Source organism: Streptomyces sp. NPDC090994, assembly GCF_044768905.1.
In the GTDB taxonomy this organism is placed as follows: domain Bacteria; phylum Actinomycetota; class Actinomycetes; order Streptomycetales; family Streptomycetaceae; genus Streptomyces.
The window spans coordinates 21,900-41,911 of record NZ_JBIVWS010000023.1; the positions used below are offsets into that span (position 1 = coordinate 21,900).

At 72.8% G+C, this 20,012-nt stretch carries 16 protein-coding genes, 1 tRNA gene and 2 pseudogenes; 9 read left to right on the top strand and 10 right to left on the bottom strand.

From position 1 onward, the window contains the following. Positions 1 to 33: 33 nt before the first annotated feature. A complete protein-coding gene (locus ACIQR3_RS31835) occupies positions 34 to 1,518 on the top strand; it encodes a UbiD family decarboxylase (RefSeq protein WP_403544133.1) in 1,485 nt (494 codons plus the stop codon). Positions 1,519 to 1,759: 241 nt separating this feature from the next. On the opposite strand, the gene ACIQR3_RS31840 is transcribed toward ACIQR3_RS31835, so the two are convergent. The 3 genes from ACIQR3_RS31840 to ACIQR3_RS31850 all read right to left on the bottom strand — a co-directional run bounded on the left by ACIQR3_RS31840 (position 1,760) and on the right by ACIQR3_RS31850 (position 6,702). After that, positions 1,760 to 2,434: an ROK family protein gene (locus tag ACIQR3_RS31840; protein ID WP_403544135.1), complete on the bottom strand. Its 675-nt coding sequence runs from the start codon at positions 2,432 to 2,434 to the stop codon at positions 1,760 to 1,762. A 153-nt stretch (positions 2,435 to 2,587) separates the two neighbouring features. Then, positions 2,588 to 3,886 (bottom strand): MFS transporter, encoded by a 1,299-nt coding sequence (locus tag ACIQR3_RS31845; protein WP_403544137.1) that lies wholly within the window; start codon positions 3,884 to 3,886, stop codon positions 2,588 to 2,590. 80 nt (positions 3,887 to 3,966) lie between these two features. After that, complete coding sequence (locus tag ACIQR3_RS31850) at positions 3,967 to 6,702, bottom strand: family 78 glycoside hydrolase catalytic domain (RefSeq protein ID WP_403544139.1); 2,736 nt, start codon at positions 6,700 to 6,702, stop codon at positions 3,967 to 3,969. Between the two features lie 111 nt (positions 6,703 to 6,813). Here ACIQR3_RS31850 and ACIQR3_RS31855 point away from each other — a divergent pair, with 111 nt between their 5' ends. The 4 genes and pseudogenes from ACIQR3_RS31855 to ACIQR3_RS31870 all read left to right on the top strand — a co-directional run bounded on the left by ACIQR3_RS31855 (position 6,814) and on the right by ACIQR3_RS31870 (position 9,106). Next, entirely contained in the window at positions 6,814 to 7,449 is a 636-nt protein-coding gene (locus ACIQR3_RS31855) for a TetR/AcrR family transcriptional regulator (RefSeq protein ID WP_403544141.1), read from the top strand. 131 nt (positions 7,450 to 7,580) lie between these two features. Beyond that, positions 7,581 to 7,754 (top strand): annotated as a pseudogene (locus ACIQR3_RS31860) (acyl-CoA dehydrogenase family protein); the annotation flags it as partial. A 27-nt stretch (positions 7,755 to 7,781) separates the two neighbouring features. Then, positions 7,782 to 8,411, top strand: a complete 630-nt coding sequence (locus ACIQR3_RS31865; protein WP_403544142.1) for a cation:proton antiporter — start codon at positions 7,782 to 7,784, stop codon at positions 8,409 to 8,411. A gap of 8 nt (positions 8,412 to 8,419) precedes the next feature. Further along, positions 8,420 to 9,106, top strand: a complete 687-nt coding sequence (locus tag ACIQR3_RS31870) for a cation:proton antiporter (protein ID WP_403544144.1) — start codon at positions 8,420 to 8,422, stop codon at positions 9,104 to 9,106. Here the strand turns inward: ACIQR3_RS31870 and ACIQR3_RS31875 are convergent. Then, positions 9,020 to 10,357, bottom strand: coding sequence for a PLP-dependent aminotransferase family protein (locus ACIQR3_RS31875; RefSeq protein ID WP_403544145.1), 1,338 nt, complete (start codon positions 10,355 to 10,357; stop codon positions 9,020 to 9,022). The genes ACIQR3_RS31870 and ACIQR3_RS31875 overlap by 87 nt on opposite strands. A 177-nt stretch (positions 10,358 to 10,534) precedes the next feature. On the opposite strand from ACIQR3_RS31875, the gene ACIQR3_RS31880 reads away from it, so the two are divergent. From ACIQR3_RS31880 to ACIQR3_RS31890, 3 genes and pseudogenes are all read left to right on the top strand, one after another. Next, positions 10,535 to 10,996, top strand: coding sequence for a hypothetical protein (locus tag ACIQR3_RS31880; protein ID WP_403544147.1), 462 nt, complete (start codon positions 10,535 to 10,537; stop codon positions 10,994 to 10,996). 111 nt (positions 10,997 to 11,107) lie between these two features. Continuing rightward, complete coding sequence (locus ACIQR3_RS31885; protein ID WP_403544267.1) at positions 11,108 to 11,707, top strand: LysE family translocator; 600 nt, start codon at positions 11,108 to 11,110, stop codon at positions 11,705 to 11,707. A gap of 265 nt (positions 11,708 to 11,972) precedes the next feature. After that, positions 11,973 to 12,390: pseudogene (locus ACIQR3_RS31890) on the top strand (SDR family NAD(P)-dependent oxidoreductase). 339 nt (positions 12,391 to 12,729) lie between these two features. Here the strand turns inward: ACIQR3_RS31890 and ACIQR3_RS31895 are convergent. From ACIQR3_RS31895 to ACIQR3_RS31920, 6 genes are all read right to left on the bottom strand, one after another. Next, positions 12,730 to 12,803 (bottom strand) — tRNA-Pro (locus ACIQR3_RS31895). A gap of 95 nt (positions 12,804 to 12,898) precedes the next feature. Further along, the gene (locus ACIQR3_RS31900) at positions 12,899 to 13,978 is read right to left on the bottom strand and encodes an Ldh family oxidoreductase (RefSeq protein WP_403544149.1); all 1,080 of its coding nucleotides are present in this window, start codon (positions 13,976 to 13,978) and stop codon (positions 12,899 to 12,901) included. A 23-nt stretch (positions 13,979 to 14,001) separates the two neighbouring features. After that, positions 14,002 to 15,732 (bottom strand): thiamine pyrophosphate-dependent enzyme, encoded by a 1,731-nt coding sequence (locus ACIQR3_RS31905; protein ID WP_403544151.1) that lies wholly within the window; start codon positions 15,730 to 15,732, stop codon positions 14,002 to 14,004. Between the two features lie 13 nt (positions 15,733 to 15,745). Then, the gene (locus ACIQR3_RS31910; RefSeq protein WP_403544153.1) at positions 15,746 to 16,606 is read right to left on the bottom strand and encodes an amidohydrolase family protein; all 861 of its coding nucleotides are present in this window, start codon (positions 16,604 to 16,606) and stop codon (positions 15,746 to 15,748) included. Positions 16,607 to 16,746: 140 nt separating this feature from the next. Next, entirely contained in the window at positions 16,747 to 17,946 is a 1,200-nt protein-coding gene (lhgO, locus tag ACIQR3_RS31915; protein WP_403544155.1) for an L-2-hydroxyglutarate oxidase, read from the bottom strand. Between the two features lie 27 nt (positions 17,947 to 17,973). Beyond that, positions 17,974 to 19,422 (bottom strand): aldehyde dehydrogenase family protein, encoded by a 1,449-nt coding sequence (locus tag ACIQR3_RS31920; RefSeq protein ID WP_403544157.1) that lies wholly within the window; start codon positions 19,420 to 19,422, stop codon positions 17,974 to 17,976. A 232-nt stretch (positions 19,423 to 19,654) separates the two neighbouring features. Here ACIQR3_RS31920 and ACIQR3_RS31925 point away from each other — a divergent pair, with 232 nt between their 5' ends. Continuing rightward, on the top strand, positions 19,655 to 19,942 hold the full coding sequence (locus ACIQR3_RS31925; RefSeq protein ID WP_403544159.1) for a putative quinol monooxygenase: 288 nt from the start codon (positions 19,655 to 19,657) through the stop codon (positions 19,940 to 19,942). The last annotated feature ends 70 nt before the right edge of the window (positions 19,943 to 20,012 follow it).

The following is a 20,012-nucleotide window of genomic DNA, read 5'->3' on the forward strand; positions in this document are numbered from 1 at the left end:
CCCCTCTGCTCCCGTCCCCTCTGGAGATCCGCCATGTCCGACCAGCCCGCCTCCGTCAACGATCTGCGTTCCGCGCTGGCCCTGCTCAAGGATCACCCGGGGCAGCTGCACACCACCGACCACCCCGTCGATCCGTACGGCGAACTGGCCGGTGTCTACAAGCGCGTCGGGGCCGGCGGCACCGTCCAGCGGCCGACCAGGGTGGGCCCGGCGATGCTGTTCGAGAAGGTCAAGGGCTACGACGGCGCCCGCATCCTGGTCGGACTGCTGGCCAGCCGCGACCGGGTCGGGCTGCTCATGGGCTGCTCCCCGCGCGAGCTGACCGGGCGGATGACCGACGCGGTGCGCAACCCCGTCGAGCCGGTCTTCGTCGGCGCCGACCAGGCCCCCTGCCAGGAGGTCGTGCACCGCGCCGACCAGGACGGCTTCGACCTGCGCACCCTGCTGCCCGCCCCGACCAACACCGACCAGGACGCCGGGCCGTACTTCTGCGAGGCCCTGGTCCTCGGCTCGGACCCCGACACCGGGCACACCGACGTCACCATCCACCGGCTGTGCGTCCAGAGCGCGGACGAGATCTCCATCTTCTTCGCGCCCGGCCGGCACATCGACGCCTTCCGCAAGAAGGCCGAGGAACGCGGCGAGGCACTGCCGGTCTCCATCAACATCGGCCTCGACCCGGCGGTCTACCTCGGCACCTCCTTCGAGGCGCCCACCACCCCGCTCGGCTTCGACGAGCTGACCATCGGCGGCGCGCTGCGCGGCGAAGGCGTCCAGCTCGTCGACTGTCTCACCGTGGACCAGAAGGCCATCGCCCGCGCCGAGATCGTCATCGAGGGCGAGATCCTCCCGAAGGTCCGGATCGCCGAGGACAAGAACACGAACACCGGGCACGCGATGCCCGAGTTCCCCGGCTACGACGGGCCCGCCGCCCCCGCACTGCCGGTGATCAAGGTCAAGGCCGTCACCACCCGCGAGAACGCCATCGTGCAGACCCTGGTCGGCCCCGGCGAGGAACACGTCTCCCTGGCCGGCATCCCCACCGAGGCCGCCGTGATGCGGATGTGTGAGGACGAGTATCCCGGCTTCGTCCAGCAGACGTACGCGCACCCCTCCGGCGGCGGCAAGTTCCTCCAGATCATCCAGGTCAAGAAGACCGCCGCGTTCGACGACGGCCGGGCCCGGCAGGTCGGCGTCGTCGCCCTGGGCGTCTACACCGAGCTGAAGCACGTCGTGCTGGTCGACGAGGACGTCGACCCGTTCGACACCGAGGACGTGCTGTGGGCCATGACCACCCGCTTCCAGGCCGACCGGGACCTGATCGTGCTCCCCGGTGTCGCCGGGCACGTCCTGGACCCCTCCCAGACCCCCCAGTACAACCCGGACCTCGGCACCAAGGGCATCACCGCCAAGATGATCTACGACGCCACCCGGCCCTACGACCTGCGGGACATGTTCACCCGCGCGCAGTTCCGCGACGTCGACCCCAGGCCCTGGTACCCCGACTACCAGGAGTGACGCCCTGCCCGGTCACACACAGCCCTCTCGCCGACAGCTTCTTGTGACCCACGGGGTCATGAACCGACCTGCGGAGACACCGGCACCGGTACGACGGTGGGCGCCGCCAGCACATGTTCCCTGCCTACGTGGACGACACCCCTGAGTGTGGCGTCAGGACCGAGGACACCGGTGGAGACCGCGAACCCCACGTACTCGATGGCGGTGTTCCGGCCGGCGAGCCGGGTGTCGATGCCCGGCGTCAACCACGGAGCCCAGTCGGCGAGATGGCCGCCGAGGATGGCCTCTCCCGCGTCGGTGACGCTGGCGACGGCCAGCAGGGCGGCGCCCAGGGCGTGTCCGGCGGTGTCGAGTGCCGCGCGGGCCCGCTGTCACCGGCGCGCAGCCGGCGGTCCAGCTCGGCCCGCGCCGCGGCGGGTCCCGGCCCTCCCGTCCCTTCGGGGATACCGGCGGCCCGGGTCAGTGCCCGCAGGTGAAGGCAGGTGTTCAGGCAGCCGCGTGCCCCGCAGCGGCAGGGCGGGCCGTCCAGGGACACCGGCACGTGTCCGATCTCCCCTGCCATGCCGTGGCTGCCCAGGTGGACACGTCCGCCGATGAGCAGGCAGCCGCCCACTCCGGCGTGGGCGGGCGTGTAGACGACGGTGCCGGGGTGCTCGACGCCCTGCGCGGCGAGCGCGTGGTACTCCGCGAGTGCAGTCGTGTTGGCCTCGTTCACGACCTCGACCGGGCAGTCGATGTGCGGCAGGTGCGCGGCGACCAAGGCCGCCAGGTCGGTCGTACGCCATCCCAGGCCGATCGCGTGGCCGATCTTGCCGTCGATCACCGCTCCCGGCACGGCGATGACCACGATGCCGAGATGCGCGCCACCGGCTCGTTCCGCCGTCTTCGCGACCACCTGGGCGATTCCGCCTGCCACGGGCTCCGGATCTCCGAAGGCAGCCGCGTGCCGTATGTCGTCGCCGTCGTACGACGAACCGGCCGCGACGCTGGTCCCCGAACGGGTGCCGGCCTTCCTCGACCGCGTCGGCCGGCCCGGCGGCGGCGCCCACCGCTGACCCGTGCCGCCGTGTCAGCGCACGCCGCGCAGAGGGACGACGGCCAGCGCGCCGATGACGGCGGCCGCCGCTCCGGTGCCGAACAGGACGGTGAAGTTCTGCGGGACGGCGGCCGTGGCGCCGACGGCGAGCAGGGTGGGGGCGATCGCCGGTACCACCGAGGACGGCAGGGACATGGCCAGGTTCATGATGCCGAGGTCCTTCGCGGTGTCATCCGGGTCGGGCAGCACCTCGGTGATCAGGGCGAAGTCCACCGCGAAGTACACGCTCTGGCCCAGCCCGGTGACGGCGACGGCGAGCAGGAAGCCGGTGAAGTCGGTGGCGAGCGCGGTCAGCACCAGGCCGGCCGCGAACAGCACCGCCGAGGCGATCACGAACGGCTTGCGCCGGCCCACCTTGTCGGACAGCTTCCCGGCGAGCGGGGAGAAGACGAGGGCCGTGCCGGTGCCCACCAGGGACGCGGTGAGCACGCTGGTGCCGACCGTCGCCGGGTCCACGTGCTGCACCGCGATCAAGTAGAACGCCTGGTAGGAGTTGACGCAGGAGACGCCGAAGAAGATGCAGAACCGGCTGATCCAGGCGAACCCGAACGCGGGGTGCCGGAGCGGGTTGACCCAGAAGGTGGACACGAAGGTGGAGAGGAAGGCGCGCGGGGACAGCGGGGGGCGGTCGGAGAGGCCGGTCGGCCGGTCGGTCACGAACACCGCGAGGAACAGGGCGCAGGCGACGCCCAGCGCGGTCGGGTAGAGGACCATCAGCCCGAGGTCGGGCTGGCCCAGCTGGGCCAGGAAGATACCGACCACGGCACCGATCGGGGCGCCCAGGCCGATGGCCGCCGAGGCCGGGCCGCGCCGGTCGGCGGGCAGCTGGTCGGGGACGATCGCGTTGCACGCCACCAGGGCTGAGACCGCGCCCACGGACAGGGTGACGTAGGCCAGCGCCAGGACCGCGGTCGAAGCGGCGGCCACCTCCAGCGCGCCGCCGGCCGCCATCACCACGGCCCCCGCGATCAGGTACGGCCGGCGGCGGCCCAGGCGCCCGGTGGTGCGGTCGCTGAGCTTGCCGATCAGCGGGTAGCAGACCAGCTGGGCCGCGCCGCCCGCCGTGACCACCACCGAGAGCACGGTGGTGGCGCGGGCGCTGTCGATGGCGGTGGCCGCGAGCGACAGGGTGAGGACCGCCGCGGCCAGGAGGACGCCGTTGAGGGAACCGACGGTGACCGCGAGGACGGGGACGAAACCGCGGCGCGGCCGCGGGTGCGGGCCCGGGTCCGCGGCGGCCGGGGTGCGCAGGGGAAGAGCTTTTGCGGTCATCGGGAACTCCCTTGTTCGAGGTATGACCGTGAAAGGGCCTCAGTGGCGGCGGATCAGTGGCGGCGGTCGGTGCCCGCGGATCAGCGGCGAGGGCTGTCGGGTTCGCGGGCCGGGCGCGGGACGCGCAGGTCGTGGGTGCCGGGGGCGAGGGCGGTGGAGCGGCCGGCCGCGACCAGGACGGCGTCCACGCCGTGCGGCACGTCGACGTGGACCACCGCCGTGCCGTCGGCCACGCTCCAGTCGACGCGCAGCGGACCGTACGGCGTCCCCACCTCGGCCGCGCACCGGTCGAGCGGACCGGCCAGGTCGGGTTCGACGGTGACCGACCGGTAGCCCGGCGCGGTCGGCCGGATGCCCGCGATCCGCCGGTAGAGGAAGTCGTCGACGCAGCCGAAGGCGTAGTGGTTGAAGGAGACCGCGCGGACCGTGCCGTCCGGCGCGATCGCGTCCCAGGACTCCCAGACGGTGGTCGCGCCGCGGTCCACCTCGTACAGCCAGGACGGGCACCGGTCCTGCCACAGCAGCCGCCGCGCCAGATCGGCGTGCCCGGCCTCCCAGAGCACGTCGAGCAGGTACGGCACGGAGAGGAAGCCGGTGTCCAGGCGGTCACCGCGCTCGGTGATCAGGCGGACGAGGTGGCCGACGAGCGCCGGGCGCAGCGCCGCCGGGACCATGTCGAAGGCGAGGGCCAGCACGTAGGGGCCCTGAAGGTCGACCGGCAGGCGTCCGTCGGGGCCGACGTACTCGGCGGTGAACGCGGCGCGCACCTCGGCCGCCTCGGCGCGCAGCCGCCCGGCGAGGGCGCTGTGGCCGAGGACGGCGGCGGAGCGGGCGGTGATCGTGAGCGTGCGGGCCTGGAACATCGGCGCGACCAGCTCGGCGGTCAGCCGCGGTGCGATGCCGATGGCTTCGTGCAGCGGTCGTCCCTCCAGGGTGCTGGGGGTGAGCCAGTCGCCGAAGTGCTCGCCCGCGTTGTACAGCAGCGCCTGCCGGCGCCGGCGTTCCGGGTCGAGCGGGATGTCCCGCAGCCGGTCGGGCAGGTCGGCGGCGCGGGCCCGTTGGTGGCCGATCCACCGCAGGGCGGCGTCCAGGTTGTCGCGCAGCACGCGCCGGTCGCCGTACCGCTCGTAGAGCGTCCAGGGCACCAGGGCGATGGCGTCGCTCCACCCGGCGCACGCCTTGATCGACGCGAACCCTTCGGCGGCTTCGGCGAGTTGGTCGTCGTAGGCCGAGCGCGGCGAGACGATGGGGACGCGGCCCTCGGCGTCCTGGTCGGTGCGCAGGTTGTCCAGCCAGCGGGTCAGGAAGGGGGCGACGAGGGCGTTGTTGGTGGCGGCGGGGGCGAAGACCTGGATGTCGCCGGTCCAGCCGGCCCGCTCGCGCTGCGGGCAGTCGGTGGGAACGGAGAGGAAGTTGGCCCGCTGGCTCCACACGACGTTGCGGTGCAGGCGGTCCAGACGCGGGTCGGACAGCCGTAGCGTGCCGGTCTGCCGCAGGTCGCTGGAGAGCACGACCGCCCGCAGGTCGTCCGGGGCGGGCGGGGCGGACAGGCCGCGCAGCCGCACATAGCGGAAGCCGTGGTAGGTGAAGGACGGTTCCCACTCCTCGACGGGCCGGCCGGCCGCGATGTAGGTGTCGCACTGCTCCTTGTTGATGCCCTCGATGTTCTGGAACCAGCGGCCGTCCGCGTCCAGCGTCTCGGTGTGCTCCAGGGTGACGGACGTGCCCTCGCCCGGCGCGCGCAGCGTGAGCCTCACCCGGCCGGCCACGACCTGCCCGAAGTCGGCGATCCACCCGCCGCCGGGGTCGGCGACGACCGACACGGCCGGCAGTTCGCCGACGCGGCGCACCGGTTCCCCGGCGAACGGCACCAGGACGCCCGGGTCGGCCGGGGCGGTTTCCACCGGGGTCCAGGCGGTGTCGTCGTAGCCCGGTGTACTCCACGCCGGATCGTGCCGGCGGGCGTCGAAGCACTCGCCGATGAACAGGTCCGCGTACGGCCACGGGCCCTCGGCCGCGACCACGTCGGAGCCGGAGACCACCCGGTGCCGCCGCCCGTCGGCGGTCTCGACGTGCAGTTGCCACAGGGCGCCGGTGCGCTCCCCGAACTGGGCGCTCGACCCGGTCAGCCCGATCCGCCCGGCCCACCAGCCGTCCGCCAGCGCCACCCCCAGCGCGTTGGCGCCGCGGCCGACCAGCTCCGTCACGTCGTAGCACTGCACGGAGAGCCGGGAGGCGTAGCTGTCCGAGCCCGGGGCCAGCACCTCGTCGCCGACGGCGGTGCCGTTCAGCTCCGCGAGGTAGACGCCCCGGGCGGTCAGGAACAGGCGGGCGCGCACCACCGGGGCGTCCAGGGTGAACCGCTGCCGCAGCAGCCGCACCGGCACCAGCCGCTCGGTCACCTCCCGCTCGGGGCGGCGGCCCTCGATCCAGTCCCGCAGCGTCCACCGCTCGGTCTCGGTGGGGCGGGCCCTGGGCAGCGCCCACTCGGCCGTCCAGTCCGCCGCGGCCAGCAGCGCGGTGCCGAACCGGGCGGTGGCCCAGTCGCTCACGGTGCCCGTCTCGTCCCACACCCGCACCCGCCACGCGTAGTCGGTGTCGGAGCGCAGTCGCAGACCGGGCACCTCCACCAGATGGCACTCCCGGCCGGGCACCCGCCCGGTGCCCACGACCCGCGCAGCACCGGCGAAGACCTCGATCTCGTACGCCGCCTGCGGCCGCCCGGGCACCCAGGACAGCCGGGGCCGCGGCACCGCGACCGCGAGGGCGCGGGGCTGGTACTCGACGGTCAGATCGGTGACGGGCGTAGCGGACACCAGGCGCTCCTTCGCGGCACTGCCCCGTCGGGCGGGGAGAACGAAAACCGAAAGTACTCGGGTTTCGCTGAAAAGCCAATGGGTTCGTTTTTCGGCGGTAACCTGGCGTTCATGAGCGTGAGCGAGCCGAAACGTCGTGGCAGCTACGCCGTCGGGCGCAAGCGGCGCGACCGCATCGTGGCGGTGGCCAGCGAGCAGTTCGCGACGGCGGGGTACGCGCACACCTCCATGACGCGTGTCGCGAAGGAGGCCGGGATCACGGCGACCGGCCTGCTGCACCACTTCCCGTCCAAGCAGCACCTGCTGCTCGCCGTCGCCGAGCACCGCTTCGACGTGGCGGCGGCCGTGGTGGACGCCGCCGCCGACGCGGAGGACGACGGCGACGCGCTGATCGAGGCCCTGCTCGCGGTCACCCGCCGGTTCGTCGCCGAGCCGGGGCTCATCGAACTGTTCGTGACCCTGAGCGCCGAGGCCGCCGACCCCTCCAGCGCCGCCCACGAACTCTTCGCGGCCCGCTACGAACGCACCGTCAGCGAACTCGCCGCCCGCTTCCGCGCCTGCGCCCGCAGCGGCTCCTTCCGCGCCGACGCCGACTACGAGGCCGTCGCGCGCGAGTGCGTGGCCGTCTCCGACGGCCTCCAGCTCCAGTGGCTCCTCTCCGGCCGCCGCACCGACCTGCTGGCAGGCATCACCGGCCACCTGAGCCGGCTCCGCGAGACACTGCGCCCGGCGCGGGGCCGCTCCTGACGTCCGCCGCGGTGGCGGCACGCCCTCGGGTGCTGGTCGGCCACGGTCTCAGACGTTGCCGCCGAAGTCGGCGGCGATGCCGGCCGGGCCGGAGGCGTCACCCTGGCCGACCGAGTCCACCGTGGACGGGGTGTACCGAGATGCAGGGCCGCGTCGTGGACCGGTGCGTGCAACTGCACGGCGGATACGGATACCTCGCCGAGACCGGGATAGCACGGTCCTGGACCGACGCCCGGGTGAACCGGATCTTCGGCGGCTCCAGCGAGATCATGAAGGCGATCATCGCCGATTCGCTCGACCTCTGAACACCCGCTCCCGATCGGGGACCCGCGATGACCTCACATCAGTTCACGCTGCTCTTCGCCGGCCTGGCACTGATCGTGTTCCTCGCGGGTCTGCTGGGCCGGGTGTGCCGCAGGATCGGGCAGCCCCGGTCCTCGGGGAGATCCTGGCCGGCGTCCTGCTGGGCCCGACCCTGTTCGGTGACGGCGTGGCCGGCACGCTGTTCCCGCCCGACATCCGCCCGTCCCTGCATTCCCTGGGGCACAGGGCACACGGGGCTCGCCCTGCTCATGTTCGTGGTCGGCATGGAACTCGACGGCCGGCTGCTGCGGGCCCAGCGGCAGCGCGTCGGCGGGCTGGTCCTGGGATCGATCGCGGTGCCGTTCGCCCTCGGAGCAATAGTCGGAGCATTCCTGCTGCGCGGCCACGCGCCGCCCGAACGGACCGCGTTCGTGCTGTTCTTCGCGGTGGCCGTCTCGGTGACCGCCTTCCCCGTGCTGGCACGGATCCTGACCGACCTCGGTCTGCACCGGACCGAGCTGGGCGCCCTGGCCCTGACGGCCGCCGCGGTGGGCGACGTGGTGTGCTGGGCGATGCTCACCGTGCCCGTCGCCCTCACCGGCGGCGCGGCCGAGGACCGCCCTGGCGGCAGTTGCTGCTCCTGCCGTTCGGAGCGGTGATGTGCACCGTGGTCAGGCCCCTGCTGCGGCGGCTCGCCGCGGCCGGCGGACCGGCGGGCGGACCGGCCGGCGACGCTGGGCGCACGCACCGGACGGCGTCGCCGGGGGCCGTGGCCGTGGTCCTCGGCGGGCTGCTGGCCTCCTGCGCGCTGTCGGAGTGGACCGGATTCCACTGCATCTTCGGGGCGTTCCTCTTCGGGGCGGCCATGCGCCGCCAGGGCCGGCTGCGCGACCGGGCGCTCACGCTGACCTCGGGGGTCGGCTCGGCCGTGCTGCTGCCGGCGTACTTCGTGACGGCCGGGCTCCGCGTCGACCTGTGCTCCGTCGGCGGCGGCGATTTCCTGGTACTGCTGCTGGTCCTGCCGGCCGCGGTCGTGGGCAAGGTGTCGGGCGGCTTCCTGGGGGCCTGGTCGCAGGGGCTCGGCCGCCGCGAGGCGACCGCCCTCGGAGTGCTGATGAACACCCGGGGGCTGACCGGGATCGTCGTGCTCGGGGTGGGCCTGGAGATCGGCCTGCTGGACGCCGGACTCTTCTCCGTGATGGTGCTGATGGCCGTGGTGACCACCGCCATGACGGGGCCGCTGATGAAACGGCTGCTGTCGCGGCCGTCAGTCGGTGACGAGGTCGTCCGGAACCGAACGGGCCAGCTCGGCGAGGGTGGCCAGAGCCCGCGAGAGGACATCGAGCTGCGGTGACGCCAGGCCGATCCGGATCGCGTTCGGCGAGCGGGAGAGGCCCACGGAGAACGCCGCGGCGGGGGTCACCGCGATGCCCTGCCGCGCGGCGGCGGCGACGAACATGTCGGCGCGCCAGGCGGGCGGCAGCTGCCACCAGCAGAAGTACGACCGCGGATCGGTGCGCACCGTGAAATCGCCCAGGTGCCGCTCGGCGACCTCCTGCCGCGCCAGCGCGGCACGCTGCTTGGCCCGTACGACGGCGCTCACGGCCCCGTCCGCCTGCCACTGGGCCGCCGCTTCCAGCGCGAACCGCGAGGGCGTCCACCCCCGGGAGTGCAGGGCCGCCGTCATGCCGGTGACGATCGGGCCGGGCACCGCGGCGAACCCGGCGGTCAGACCCGGTGCGATCCGCTTGGAGAGGCTGTCGACGACCACCGTGTGCTCGGGCGCGAGAGCCGCGAGCGGTGGCAGATCGTCGTACAGGAAGGCCCAGATGATGTCCTCGACGGCGTAGATCCCCCACCGGGTGAGCACCTCGGCGAGTTCGGTCCGGCGTTCCCACGGCATGGTGAGGGAGAGCGGGTTGTGCAGGGTCGGCTGCACGTAGACGGCGTGCAGCGGAGCGCTGCGGTGGGCGGCCGCCACGGCTTCGGGGATCACCCCCGCTCCGTCCATCGCCAGCGGCACCACGGTGATGCCGAGGTGGCCGGCGATGGCGTTGAGCGCCGGGTAGGTGAGTTCCTCGGCGCCCAGCCGGGCGCCCGGGGGGACCAGCGCGGTGATGGCGGCGGAGATGGCCTGCCGGCCGTTCCCGGCGAACAGTACCCGGGCCGGGTCGGGACGCCAGCCGCCGCGCGCGAGCAGCTCAGCCGCGGCCCGGCGCAGGGCCGGGGTGCCGGCCGCGCCGACGGGCCGCAGGACGGAGTCCATGACGTCGGGGCGCAGCAGCTTGTCGAGCCCCGCCGCCAGCAGTCCGGCCTGCTCGGGCACGGTCGGGTAGTTGAGCGCCAGGTTGATCCCGTGGTCCGTCGGCTCGCCGGGGGCGGGTCCGGCCACTCGGCCGACGGCCCGCACGAAGGTGCCGCGGCCGACCTCGCCGACCGTCAGACCGCGATGGGAGAGTTCCTTGTAGACGCGGGCGGCCGTGGAGTTGGCGATGCCCTGCTGACGGGCGAAGTCCCGCTGCGGCGGGAGACGGTCGCCCGGTCTGAGGCGGCCCGTCGCGATGTCCGCGGCCACCGCGTCCGCGACTTGCTGGTAGTCCCTCACGACGCCTTCCTCTCCCGTGCCTGTCCGTAGGTCGAATCTAAGCGGAAGATTGCACCGAGTGCAATATTGGCGATTGCATCAATCTGATCGAATCAATACACTCCGGATTGCCCCGCTCATGGCACGGACATCGCTCCGAAGGGCGTGGCGGTCCACCGAGCGAGGAAGGGACATCCCATGGTGACGTCGCGCGGCATCCCGGTGGCGCCGCCCCGGTGCGGATTCGCGTTCCACCCGTTCGACCGGCACACGGCCCCCGCCGTGCTCCGCGCGTGGTCTCCCCTGGAGTACGGATGCCACACGCGTGACATGAGCGAACTCTTCCACGAACGGCTCGTGAAAATGCTGGGGGTCGGTCCGGCACGACCGCTCCGTATCGCCCCGGACCCCTGGAGCGGAGCGGAGTTCCTCCGGCCCTACCGCGAGGAGGACCCGCGGCGGGTGGCACCGGGGTTACGGCGCGCCGCCGAGGACCTGGCCCGCCGGTTCGAGGACCTGTCGCAGGCCGGCTGGGACCACCCGGACCCGGCGGCGGACCCCCGGCTCAGCGTCGAGTTCTTCACCAGCCACTTCCTTCATGACGTCGGCCACGACCTGCACGAGGTGTCGCGGCTGCGGGGTCCGGAGGCGGCGGGGTGACCGGGACGAGCGGTGCCACGGAGCGGCGACGACAGGTCAGGCAGCAGAGAAAGAGAGCACGTCGTGTTTGACATCAGCTCGATCCTGGGCGTCGTGGTGGTGGCGCTCGGCATGGTGCTCACCCCCGGACCCAACATGATCTACCTGGTCTCGCGCTCCATCACCCAGGGCCGCCGTGCCGGGATCATCTCCCTGGGCGGTGTCGCCCTCGGCTTCCTCGTCTACCTGGTCGCCACCAACCTGGGCCTGTCGGTCGTCTTCCTGGCCGCCCCCGAGTTGTACGTGGCCATCAAGCTGGCCGGCGCCGCCTACCTCGCCTGGCTCGCGTACAAGGCGCTCAAGCCCGGTGGCATCTCCGTCTTCACCCCGGAGGACGTCCCGCACGACTCCCCGCGCCGGCTGTTCACGATGGGCCTGATGACCAACCTGCTCAACCCGAAGATCGCCATCATGTACCTCTCGCTCATCCCTCAGTTCGTGGACGTCGACGCGGGACACGTCCTGTTCCAGGGGCTCGTGCTCGGCGCGATACAAATCGTCGTGAGTGTCGGGGTGAACCTGACCATCGTCCTCGCGGCCGGCGCGATCGCGGTCTTCCTCGCCCGCCGGCCCTCGTGGCTGCGCGCCCAGCGCTACCTGATGGGCGCCGTGCTGGCCACACTGGCCATCACCCTGGCCCTCGACACCTCGCTCCCGACGACGCCGGCCTGACCGGCCACCTCACCCGATCGCCCATACGTCGATGGACGCACGACGTATGGGCGATCTGTTCCCCCGTCGGGATCCCGCAATGCGTGATCACGACTGTTCGCATTGGTTCCGCCACCCCGCCGTCCGAGAAATGATTCAGGTGCGCACCGCGGCAGGGCCGGAACAAAAAACTCCCTTACCCAAGCGGCGTGGAATTCAGGCGATCCCGCATTCTTCGGCGCCTGTCCATCAGCATGTGCTGAATCAAGAAGGGGGGTGGTGTCCGGTGCCCGGCACGGCAGTGGTAACCGGTGCGAGCAGCGGAATCGGCGCGGCGGCCGTCCGCCGGCTGGCGGAAGACGGGTTCGACGTCGTGGCGGTGGCCCGGCGCCCGGACCGCCTGCGAGCGCTGGCACAGGAGACGGGCGCGCGGGTCCACCGTGTGGACATCACGGACGGCACGGCGGTCAGCCGGTTCGCCGGTGAAGTGGACTCCTGCGACGAACCGGATGCGGGGCGACGCCGAGCGGGCCGCCGCCGTGTACGAGGGCGTCGACCGGCCGCTGACCACGGACGACGTCGCGGAGTGCCTGGCCCTGGCCGTCGGCCTGCCGCAGCACGTCGACGTCGACCGGCTCGTCATACGCCCCCTGGCGCAGGCGGCCCAGCACAAGCTGCACCGCGGGCTGTTGTTCCACGGCTGACGCGCCTGCCCGACCATCCCTTCCGAGGAGCAAGCACTCGTGAGACTCCACCGCGACGAACTGACTCCGCAACACCAGGAATACGCGAGGTTCGACGACCGGGGCGAGGCACGCTGTCTGCCGTACCTCATGTACTTCCACCGGGCCGGCTACCGGTCACCCACGATCAACACGGACCGGTCCGGATTCCGGATCTCGCACGGCCCGGACGGCGCCACGGCGTCGGCCGCCGGCGTCGTGCCCGGGGGACCCGTACGCCTGATCGCCGGAAGCTTAGACATGCGGCAGAGGGCCCGCCGGATTGCTCCGGCGGACCCTCTGACCTGCGACTCTCTCAAGTCGGGACGACAGGATTTGAACCTGCGACCCCTTGACCCCCAGTCAAGTGCGCTACCAAGCTGCGCCACGTCCCGTGAACTCGCAGGTCAAGCCTACCGTATGCCCGGAGTGGGGGAAGTCGCCGGCCGTCCCCCCTTGAGTGCGGCCGGCGACGTACGGGGCCCCCGGGTCAGGTGGCGTCGGGGGGTGTGATGCCGAACTTCTCGGCGGTTCGGGTCAGTTCGCGCCACACCTTGGGGGCCACCGGTACGCCGTTCGCGCCGCGCTCGGCCGCCACGGCGGCGCTGCGCTCGCCGGGGTAGTACACGCCGGACGCGCCTTCCGCAGCCGGCAGGCCCTTGAGGGTGTCCAGCGTGGTGTCGACGGCGCCGGTGAACTCCTCCGCGCTGCCGCCGAAGGCCGCCGGGTCGACGGCGATGAGCAGGGCGTTCTGGCGGTGCCGGCGGCCGGCCGGGTCGGCCGAGTGGAAGGAGGAGAGGATCGGCGCGCCGACCAGGACGCCGGTGAGGAGTTCGAAGGCGAGGGACATGCCCGAGCCCTTGGCGCCGCCCAGCGGCAGCGGCATGACCGCCAGGGACGGGTCGGTGGTGGGGGTGCCGTCCTCGGTGGCGGCGGCGTTCTCGGGGAGCGGGGTGCCGTCGGCCCTGGCCTGGCGGATCCTGCCGAGCGCGATGGTGGCCGTCGCCATGTCGAGGAGGAACGGGGCGTGGCCGGCGGCCGGGACCGCGATCGCCAGGGGGCTGGTGGCGACGGCCGCGCCCTTGACGCCGGTGAAGCCCATGTTGGGCATGCCGGCGACGAAGCCGAGGCCGACCAGGCCCTGGTCGGCGATCCTGGAGACGTAGTAGCCGATGGCGCCGGTGTGCACGGTGCGGCGTACGCCGACGGAGGCGATGCCGAAGGCGCGGGCCCGTTCGACCGCCTCGTCGGCGGCGGCGGTCAGGGCGACCGGGCCGGGGGCGCGGTCGGCGTCGATGACGGCGGCGGCGGGGGTGGCCGACTCGACCTTGAGGTCGGGGGTCGCGTTGGCCACGCCCTCGGCGAGCAGGTCGAGATAGGCGGGGACGCGGGCCACGCCGTGCGACTCGACGCCGCGCCGGGCCGCCCAGACGAAGACGTCGGCGGTGGTGGCGGCGTGCTCGGGGCTCAGGCCCCCTTTCTCCAGGAGGGCGGCGGCGAAGGCGCGCAGGTCGTCGGCGGGGACGCGGACCTTGCCCGGCTTCGGGGCCGGGGTCGGGGTGTCGGTCATGGTGCGTAGGTCTCCTGGGTCGGTCAGCGGGTGACGAGGACGTCCACGACGGCGGTGGTGCCCTCCGCCACGGCCTTCAGGGCGCGCTCCAGGGCGGGCGCGAGGGCGTCGGTGGTGTCGACGGTCTCGGTGTGCATGCCGAAGGGTTCGGCGAAGGCCGCGAGGCGGGGCAGGCGGTGCAGGTCGGTGCCGAGCCACTCGCCGGTCCCGGCGGCGGCGCCCTCGGGGTAGAAACGGCGGTGGTTGAGGTTCATCGACTTGTAGACGCGGTTGTTGAAGACCACGATCAGCAGCGGCAGGCCGTAGCTCCTGGCCGCGTCGTACGACGGGATCACCGGGTTGTAGGCGAAGGCGCCGTCGCCGACGGTGAGGACCACGGGCCGCTGCCGCGCGGCGAGTCTGACGCCGAGGGCGACCGCGATGCCCTGGCCGAGGCCGCCCTGGACGTAGAAGTACGAGTCGGGGGCGTCCGTGCGCAGGTGGCGTCTGACGGTCCTGCTGTGGGTGATGGTCTCGTCGACGACGATGCCGTCCCGGCCGGACAGCAGCCGCCGTAGCGTGGCGGCGACCAGGACCGGGTCCACGCCCCGCGACCGCTCGGCGGCGGCCTCGGCGGCGGCGATCGCCTCGCGTTCGGCGGTGTGGCGTGTCTCCTGGGCCGCCCGGCGTGCGGTCACCGCGGTCTCGTCCAGGTCTTTCGCCCGCTTGGTGAGCTGGCGCAGGGTGTGCGTGACGTCGCCCTCCAGGTAGGCGTCCGCGAACAGCACCTGGTAGGCGATGTGCGGGCGCTGCGGCACCTGGTCGATGACGACGACCCTGGCCTTCGACGGCCGGCGGCTCGGCGGGTAGAACGGGGCCCGGCAGTTGACCAGGAGGATCAGGTCCGCCTCGGTCATCCACGGTCCGATGTCGCTGCCGGCGTGCAGGGGGTGGGTGCGGGGGAAGTTGGCGCACACCGCCGAGTCCGGTTCGACGACCGGGATGTCCCAGGCCTCGGCGAAGGCCACGAGGGCCTCGAAGCCGCCCGCCTCGCGGCCGGCCGTCTCGGTGACGACGACCGGGTTCTCCGCCTCGCGGATCAGCTGGGCCACCCGGTCGGCCTCTTCGGGCGAGGAGTGGGTGGAGCCGGGTGGCACGACGGGCTTGGCCTCGCGGCCGTCCCACTCCTCCAGCAGGGTCTCCAGCGGGATGTTGAGGTAGGCGGGGCCGGCCGGGGCCCGCCGGGCCAGTTCCGCCGCCCGGGTGATCATCGTGGGCAGGGTGGAGATGTGCGCGGCCTCGTTGGCCCACTTGGTGAACGGCTGGGCCACCTGGTGCGGGCCGCCCACGACGGACAGGTTGCGGTACCACTGGCCGCCCGGGTCCTGGCCGGGGCCGTCGCCGTACGTGGTGGACTCCGAGGAGGCCACCACCATGGGCACCCCCGCCAGCAGCGCCCCGTGCACGGCCATGGAGCCCTGGAGCAGACCGGGGGCGGCGTGCAGGAGCACGCCCTGGGGACGGCGCCGGAGCAGTCCGTAGCCGGTGGCCATGCCGACCGCCACCGTCTCGTGGGTCAGGTCCAGGTACCCGGGGGCCGGCTCGCCGTCGCGGTGGCGGCGGGCCAGGGACTCCCACACCGGGGCCCACTCGGAGCCCGAGGAGCAGAAGAGGTAGTCGGCGCCGGCGGCGGTGAAGGCGGATACGAAGGCGTCACCGCCGTCACCGCCGTCCCCGGCGGCGGCGCCCGGTTCGTTCTGGGGGGTGTCCGTCATCTCGTCCGGTCCCTCAACCCTCGTACGGCCAGTTCAGGACCTCGGAGATACCGCGGCCCATGATCCATTCGAGTTCCTCGGGGGTGAAGTCCCAGTGCTTGGTGAACTGCTCGATGGTGTCGGTGTAGGTGATGCCGTGGCCGAGCAGGCGGGTGATGTCGGTGCCGTAGAAGCAGCGCCGCGGGCCCATCCTGTCGACCATCTCGCGGACGTACTTCTGGATGTTGTTGTTCGGGAACGGCTGCGTGGAGTAGCCGGGCAGCGCCGAGACCTTGACGTAGATGTTGGGGTGCGGGGCGAGGTCGGCGGTCTCCTGGACCCAGTAGCCGATGGCGTCGTCGACGCAGCGGGCCATGATGCCCATGTGGTCGATGATGATCTTCAGCTCGGGGTGCTTGGCGGCGATCTCGCCCAGTTCACGCTTCCAGATGGGAGCGTGGACCATGGTCGGGACGCGGAGCTGCTCGGCGACCGGCCAGTACCAGTCGTTGGTGCCGTCGATCATCCAGTTGCGGTCCTGCGGGCGGTGGAAGGTGAGCCGGGTGCCCTTGATGTGCGGGTTCTGGGCGAAGTCCTTGAGCATCGCGGTGCCCTCGGCCTCGTTGTCCTGCGGGACGCGGGCCATGATGCCGAAGCGGTCGGGGTGGGCCTCGCACGCCTCCAGGGCGTAGTCGATGCGGTTGCCCTCCCAGGACGGCGGGAGGATGAGGGCCCGGTTGACGCCGGCCTCGTCCATCAGCTCCAGGGCCTCCTGGTAGGAGAAGGGTTCCTCGCGGTGGCCGTTGAGGCGGATGCGCTCGCGGGCGCCCGGGACCCAGGGGCGGTCCGGGGTCTCTTCCTTCCAGATGTGGATCTGGGTGTCGACGACGAACATGTCGTGACTCGCTTTCTCGTCGGGGACGCTGCGGTGGTGTGGAAGGAACGCTAGGTGGGTGCCGGGGCCTTGCCGAGAGCCCGGGACGCAAGCTGTTGTTGCGGGAAAACGCGCGGTACGCAGGGCGTTCGCGGATCGCGTCAGGCGTCGTCGAAGACGGCGCCGGCGATGTGTTCGGCGATCGCCATGGAGGCGGTGGCGGCCGGTGAGGGCGCGTTGCGCACGGCGGTGATCCGGCCGGCCCGGTGGATGCGGAAGTCGTCCACGAGGGTGCCGTCCCGGTCCAGGGCCTGGGCGCGGACGCCCGCTCCGCCGCGCACCACGTCCTCGGCGCCGACCCCGGGGACGTAGCGTCCCGCGTCGCGCATGTACGCCGCGGTGGACAGCGAGCCGCGGTACTCCTTGACGCCGGTACGCCAGTGCCGGGCCGCCATCCGCCAGGCGCCGGGGTAGGCGGCGAGGCCGAGCAGGTCGCGCGGGGAGACCGTGGTGAGCCGGTAGCCCTCCCTGGCGAGGGCGAGGACGGCGTTGGGGCCGACCTCCACCGTGCCGTCGACGCGCGGGGTGAAGTGCACGCCGAGGAAGGGGTAGCGGGGGTCGGGGACCGGGTAGAGCAGGCCGCGCACCAGGTGGGTGCGGTCGGGCTTGAGCAGCATGTACTCGCCGCGGAACGGGACGATCCTGGGTTCTGGCCGGTCCCGGGCGAGCCTGGCGACCGTGTCCGAGTGGAGGCCGGCACAGAGGATCAGCCGGTCCGTCCTCACGCGCCGCTCGCCGGAGGCCACCTCGATGCCGCCGGGGACCTCCGTGATGCCGGTGACGGGGAAGCCCAGCTTCACCTCGCCGCCGGAGGCGGTGATGTCCTCGGCGAACTCCCGGGCGATCGCCGGGTAGTCGGTGATCGCGGTGCGCGGGGAGTGCAGGGCGGCGATGCCGCCGGCGTGAGGTTCCAGCTCCTTGATCTCGTCCCGGGAGACCTTTCTGAGGTCGGGCACGTGGTTGTCCTTGGCCCGCCGGTAGAGGTTCTCCATGCGGCCCAGTTCGTCCTCGCGGACGGCCATGACCAGCTTGCCGGTCTCCCGGTAGGGCAGGCCGCGGTCCTGGCAGTACTCGCGCAGCAACGCCACGCCGCGGACGGTCAGGTCCGCTTTCAGACTGCCGGGCGGGTAGTAGATGCCGGCGTGTACGACGCCCGAGTTGTGGCCGGTCTGGTGCAGGGCGACCCGCGGTTCCTTCTCGAAGACCACGACCCGGGTGCCGGGCCGGCGGAGCGCGATCTCGCGGCCCAGGGCCAGGCCCACGATGCCGGCGCCGACGATGCCGATCGTCTCGTCAGCCATCGGCGTCCTCCTTCGTCGAAAGCTCGTTCACGCGCCGAAGTGGACGGCGACCGTCTTGACCCGCGTGGAGAAGCGCAGGACCTCGTCGCCCTGCTCCTTGTAGCCGGTACCGGAGTCGTGGAAGCCGCCGAAGGGCAGGTGCACGTCCCAGCCGGGGGTGGGGTGGTTGACGGCGATCTGGCCGCACTCGGCCTCGTCGGCGAAGCGGTACGCGGCGCCGATGTCGCGGGTGAAGACGGCGGCGGCCAGGCCGTACACGGAGTCGTTGACCGCCTCGACGGCCCGCGCGAAGTCGTCGACGGCGCGGACCGCGAGGACCGGCCCGAAGACCTCGTCCCGCCAGACGGCCATCTCGGGGGTGACGTCACCGAGCACGGTGGGCCGCACGTAGCAGCCGTGCGCGCGGTCGCCCTCGGTGTCGGCGCCGCCGCCGGTGAGGACCCGGGCCCCCTCCTCGACCGCCCTGGCCAGCGCGGCGAGGACGCTGTCGCGCTGCCGGGGACCGGACAGCGGGCACATCGTCGTCGCCGGGTCGCTGCCCGGACCGACCCTCAGCTTCTCCGCCTCCGCGACCAGCAGCCGGGTGAACTCCTCGTACACCGGACGTTCGACGACGACCCGGCTGGTGGCGGTGCAGCGCTGGCCGGCCTGGCCGAAAGCGGCGGCGACGACGGCCCGCGCGGCGGCCGGCAGGTCGGCGTCCCTCAGCACGACGGAGGCGTTCTTGCCGCCCAGTTCGCCCTGGAAGCGGACGTTGCGGCCGGCGAGGCGGCGGCGGATTGCGTTGCCGACCTCGTTCGAGCCGGTGAAGGTGACACCGGCGATCCGCGGGTCGTCCAGCAGCGCTCCCTCGATCTCCGGCGTCCGGCCGGTCACCACGTTCAGCACCCCGGCCGGCAGGCCCGCCTCGTGCAGGGCGCGGGCGAAGCGCAGGCCGGACAGCGGGGTGCCGGTGGCCGGCTTGAAGACAGCCGCGTTGCCGGTGGCGAGCAGCGGGGCGAGCTTGCGGGCCGGGGTGATCAGCGGGTCGTTCCAGGGGCTGATGACCAGGAGCACGCCGACGGGCTCGCGCTGGGTGTGCGTACGGGTGTCGGGGCGGGCGTCGTGCAGGAGGGTGCCGTAGCCCTGGCGGGCGAGGCCGGCGTAGTAGTCGAGGAAGTCGGCGGCCTTGCCGGCCTCGCCGCGGGCCTCGGCCAGGGTCTTGCCGTTCTCGGCGGTGACGTCGGCGGCGATCTCGTCGAGGCGTTCGCGGATCAGCCGGGCGGCGCCGGTGAGGACGCGGGCCCGCTCGAAGGGGCTGGTGCGCTTCCAGCCGGCGAAACCCCGCTCGGCGTGGTCGTAGGCGCGGGTGACGTCCTTGGCGGAGAGGGCCGGGACCCGGGCCACGGGGGTGCGGACGTCGGCCGGGTCGTGGACGTCGATCCACTCGCCGGTCGTCACCCACTCCCCGCCCAGGAGCGTTTCCAGGGTGCGCATCAGATCACTTCCTTCGTCGGCCGCGGCACAGGGGGCGCGGTCAGCGGGTCGGCCGTGCGGGGCCGGAAGCGACGACACACCATGCCGGGACCGGCCCACCAGCCCCGCGGCGGCAGGCATTGCTTGCGCCGCGCGCGGGCCGGGCGGGGGACGGTCCGCGCACGATCCGTGCTGGAATCTGCCGTCGGGACGGTGCGCCCGGACACCGTCCCGAGCCGAGGAGGGACCGCTCATGGCCTACGCAGTCGTCGCCCACTACCGCTGCGCGCCCGCCGACGCGGACGCGGTGCGCGCCGCGCTGCTGAGGGCGCGGGAGGCGACCCGCGCCGAGCCGGCGAACCTCGCCTACGACGTGCACGCGGTGGCGGACGAACCCGGCGGCTTCCTGCTGTACGAGCGGTACGAGGACGCCGCCGGGTTCGAGGCGCACAAGGCGGCCCCGCACTTCGAGGAGCAGATCGTCCGGGCCGTGTGGCCGCTGCTGACGGACCGGTCGGTGACCTTCTCCGAGGTGCTGTGACAGACGGAGATCTCAGGTAGGTACCAACTTCCCTGCCGCCCTGTGGTGTTGCAGGTGTCCGTGCTAAGTT